Origin of the sequence: Nostocoides sp. (assembly GCF_035343835.1) — a bacterium.
GTDB classification, from domain to species: Bacteria; Actinomycetota; Actinomycetes; order Actinomycetales; family Dermatophilaceae; genus Nostocoides_A; species Nostocoides_A vanveenii.
In genome coordinates this window covers 1-4,070 of sequence record NZ_DAOQZV010000266.1, presented here as the reverse complement: position 1 = coordinate 4,070, position 4,070 = coordinate 1, and the positions used below count along the sequence as shown (strand labels likewise).

Annotated in this window: 4 protein-coding genes; 3 read left to right on the top strand and 1 reads right to left on the bottom strand. The window is 72.0% G+C overall.

Annotated elements, in window-relative coordinates:
* Positions 1-1,053 (bottom strand): acyltransferase (locus tag PKH97_RS14490; RefSeq protein WP_324388271.1); only part of this gene is annotated, 1,053 nt, incomplete at its 3' end.
* A 110-nt stretch (positions 1,054-1,163) separates the two neighbouring features.
* Between PKH97_RS14490 and PKH97_RS14485 the strand changes: the two genes are divergently transcribed.
* From PKH97_RS14485 to PKH97_RS14475, 3 genes are all read left to right on the top strand, one after another.
* The gene (locus PKH97_RS14485) at positions 1,164-1,457 is read left to right on the top strand and encodes an acylphosphatase (protein WP_324388270.1); all 294 of its coding nucleotides are present in this window, start codon (positions 1,164-1,166) and stop codon (positions 1,455-1,457) included.
* A gap of 35 nt (positions 1,458-1,492) precedes the next feature.
* Complete coding sequence (locus tag PKH97_RS14480) at positions 1,493-1,795, top strand: chorismate mutase (protein ID WP_324388268.1); 303 nt, start codon at positions 1,493-1,495, stop codon at positions 1,793-1,795.
* A 106-nt stretch (positions 1,796-1,901) separates the two neighbouring features.
* A partial coding sequence (locus tag PKH97_RS14475) for an AAA family ATPase (RefSeq protein WP_324388266.1) occupies positions 1,902-4,070 on the top strand: 2,169 nt, incomplete at its 3' end.

Below are 4,070 nucleotides of genomic sequence, written 5' to 3'. Positions count from 1 at the left end.
GCTCGATGCGCCGCGCGTGGCGCCCGAACATGGGCGAGCTCGAGGCGCACCGGCGGGCGAGCATGAACCCGCTGCAGATCGTCGCCGACGAGCTCCACCGCTACGCGCAGGGCCCGTCGGGCCCGCCGGGCAGCTCGCCGATTCCGTCGGCCGAGCAGTTCCAAGGCCACGGGCCCGGCTCGCAAGAGTTCGCCGCGGCCGAGCGGCAGATGGACTCGGACAACTTCCTGAACGCGCCGGTGAACTGGACCACGGTGCCGGGCGACGGATCGCCGCCCAGCGCGGCCCGGCCAGGGTGGCGCGACCCGGGCCGGCGAACCAGAAGGCCAATGCAGCGCCCAGCATCAGCCCGACGACGTGGGTGTCGGTGCCGTAGTAGACCCGCGTGGCCCCCAGGTCGGGATCGAAGTGGACGCCCATCCACAGCGCGGAGGCCACCCCCAGCGTCAGCGGCACAGCGATGCGCGCGCGCACCGAGGGGACATGGCGCAGCAGCAGCCAGGTCGTCAGCGGCCACACAAGGTAGAACTGCTCCTCGACGGCCAGCGACCACAAGTTGGTGAACAACTGCGGCGTCGTGGACGCGAAGTAGTCGGCTCCAGCGGCGATCTGGACCCAGTTGTAGGAGAAGGTCAGTGCGCCGAGCACCTCGCGGCCGATGCCGACGAGCAGGTCGGTCTGGACCAGCCGGGCGAGCACGATGCTCAGCGGCAGGCACAGCAGCAGCGCAGGAAGAAGGCGGCGCGCGCGCCGGCCCCAGAAGCCGGCGAAGTCCACCGTGCCGGTCCGCGCCTGCTCGCGCACGAGCAAGGTGGTGATCAAGAAGCCCGAGACGACGAAGAAGATATCGACGCCCAGGAAGCCGCCGGGCAGCCAGGCCGGGTTGAGGTGGAAGATCACGACAGCGGCGATGGCGATCGTGCGCAGTCCGTCGAGCCCGGCGAGGCGCGCGGCGCTGGCGGCACGGCTGGGGACAACCGCAGACGTCGCGGCGGGCGCCTGAACCGTAGCCACGGCCGAAGCGCTCGACGGCGTGACGATGACCTGACTCACGACACCTCCTGCGGACAACTCGCTCGATAGATCAACTCGTGCCCACCGTAAAGATGACCACCGACAGCCCGGGGGAGGCACGCGGGAGTGGCGCGGCATACGGTGGCTGAATGAGCGGCGACGAGCGTGTGGTGACCTATGTCCGCGGGCGGGTCCAGGGCGTCGGATTCCGCTGGTGGACCCGGGCTCGGGCGCTTGAACTCGGCCTGGCCGGATATGCCCGCAATACCGACGATGGCCGGGTGGAGATCTGCGCCGAGGGGGAGCGCGCCGCCCTCGAGGACCTGATCGCCCTGCTGACCGAGTTCCCCAGCACCACCCGTCGCCCGGGCCGGGTCACCGCAGTCGCCGAGCCGGTGTGGCGGGAGGCGACCGGGCGCTATACGGGCTTCGTGGAACGCTGAGTCGGCGTCCACGCCGATGACCTAAATTGCCGCGCATGACAGGGGATGCGCCGGCCGAACTGCTGCGTCTGCGATCGAGCATCGACAATATCGACGCCGCTCTCGTCCATCTGCTCGCCGAGCGCTTCAAGGCCACCCAGCAGGTCGGTGAGCTCAAGGCCCGGTCCGGTATGCCGCCCGCCGACCCCGCGCGCGAGGAGCGTCAGATCGCGCGCCTGCGGGCCCTCGCCCACGACGCCGGCCTCGACCCGCATTTCGCGGAGAAGTTCCTGAACTTCATCATTGCCGAGGTCATCCGCCACCACGAGGCGATTGCCGGGGTCGACCCGCGCGCCTGACCGGGGCCTGTCGGGGCCCGCGGGTAGAGTCTGCGGCGTTCCGGGGAGGCCGGATCCGGCGGCGCCCGTGGCGCCGCCGCCTGACCGAGAGCTGACGACGCGCCGTATGCATCTGAAGACATTGACCCTCAAGGGGTTCAAGTCGTTTGCCTCGGCCACGACCTTCCGGCTCGAGCCGGGCGTCACCGCGATCGTCGGCCCCAACGGCTCCGGCAAGTCCAATGTCGTCGACGCCCTGGCCTGGGTGATGGGGGAGCAAGGCGCCAAGTCCCTGCGCGGCGGCAAGATGGAGGACGTCATCTTCGCCGGCACCGCCGGCCGGGCGCCCCTGGGGCGGGCCGAAGTCGCCCTGACCATCGACAACAGCGACGGTGCGCTCCCGATCGACTACACCGAGGTGACGATCGCCCGGACGATGTTTCGCGGCGGCGGTTCGGAATACGCGATCAATGGCACGTCCTGCCGGCTGCTCGATGTCCAGGAGCTGCTCTCCGACTCCGGCATCGGTCGCGAGATGCACGTCATCGTCGGCCAGGGTCAACTGGACACCGTGCTTCGGGCCACTCCGGAGGAGCGCCGCGGCTTCATCGAGGAGGCGGCCGGTGTCCTGAAGCACCGCAAGCGCAAGGAACGCGCGCTGCGCAAGCTGGAGACGATGGAGGCAAATCTCACCCGCGTTGCCGACCTGACCAGCGAAATCCGGCGTCAACTCGGCCCGCTCGGTCGCCAGGCCGAGGCCGCCCGCAAGGCCGCCATCATCCAGGCCGACGCCCGGGATGCCCGCCTGCGGCTGCTCGCCGACGAACTCGCGCAGCTGCTGGCGACCATGGAGCAAGATGTCGCCGACGAGACCGCCCTGGTGCGCCGCCGGGCCGAGGTCGAGGGCGCCGTCGCGGCCGCCCGGGCTGCTGTGGCCGATCTCGAGGCGGCCGTCGCGCTGGCGGCGCCGGCCCTCACATCGGCCCGCGAACGGTATGTCGCGCTGCGCAGTGTCCGCGAACGTCTCGACAGCATCGAGTCGCTGGCTGCCGAGCGCCTGCGCCTGCTGCGCAGCGATGACGAGGTCGAGACCACCACCGGGCGCGACCCCGAGGAGTTGATGGACCAGGCGCGCGCGGCTCGGCAGCAGGAGGAAGTACTGGCGGCCGACGTGGGGGTCGCGGCGGCCGCTCTCACCGATTCGGTGGCCGCGCGTGAGATCGCGGAGGGGGCAGCACTGGCGGAGCAGAAGCGCGTCGCCGCGCTCGCCCGCGCCGCCGCGGACCGCCGTGAAGGCCTGGCCAAACTTGCCGGCCAGGTCGCAGCACGCACCAGCCGGATCGAGGCGGCCGAGGGTGAGATCGGTCGGCTGACCGATGCCGCCGCGGCGTCCGCCCAGCGGGCCGCCGCTGCCCAGCAGGAGTTCGCGGCGCTCGAGGCCGGAATCGCTGCTGAGGAGGAGGGCGAGGAGGGGCTCGACGCGGCATACGAGAAGTCCGCGGAGCGGCAGGCGCAGGCAGAGGCCGAGTTGGAGCGATGGACCGAGGCCGAGCGCGTCGCCGATCGCGAGCGCGGCGCCCTCTCCGCCCGGTTGGACGCGCTGCGCTTGAGCTTGCGTCGCAAGAACGGCGCTGCACACCTGCTAGCGGGCGAGCCCCGGCCCGGCTTGGGCGCCTCGCTCACGGCCCAGGTCCGTGTCCACCCCGGCGACGAGCTCGCCGTCGCCGCCGCACTGGGTGGAGCTGCGGAGGCGCTCATCGCTGCCGGGATCGACATCGCCGTGGATGCGCTGGCGAGTCTGCGTGCCGATGCGGCCGGGCGCGCAAGCCTGCTGGTCAGTGGCGCGCCCCCGCCCGATCGCGCCTCCTGGCCGGCGTTGCCGACGCAGGCCCGATGGGCGGTCGACGCGCTCACCGCTCCCGACGACCTGATCCCCGCGCTGTCCGCCATTCTCGACCGCGTCGCGCTGGTGCCGTCCGCCGATGACGCGGCCCGGCTCGTCGCCGAGCGGTCGGAGCTGACGGCGGTCACCGCCGACGGCGATGTCTTCACCGCGGCGCTGGTCAGCGGGGGCAGCGCCGACGCGCCGAGCTTGATCGAGGTGCAGGCGGCGGTCGATGAGACCGAAGGGCGCCTCAGTGATGTGACCGGACGCGCCGAGGAGGCGCGCTTCCGGCTGGCCGGCGCCCGCGAGGCCGTCCGCGAGGCCACCCAAGCCGCCCAGGCCCACCTGGAGCGCTTGCACGAATCGGATGCCCGGATGGCGGCGGTCGCCGAGCGGCTCGGCGCCCTCGGC

What these genes read in the sequence shown, in the direction of transcription:
- PKH97_RS14485 (WP_324388270.1), top strand. Translation starts at nt 1,164, where the DNA reads ATGAGCGGCGACGAGCGTGTGGTGACCTATGTCCGCGGGCGGGTCCAG.
- PKH97_RS14480 (WP_324388268.1), top strand. Translation starts at nt 1,493, where the DNA reads ATGACAGGGGATGCGCCGGCCGAACTGCTGCGTCTGCGATCGAGCATC.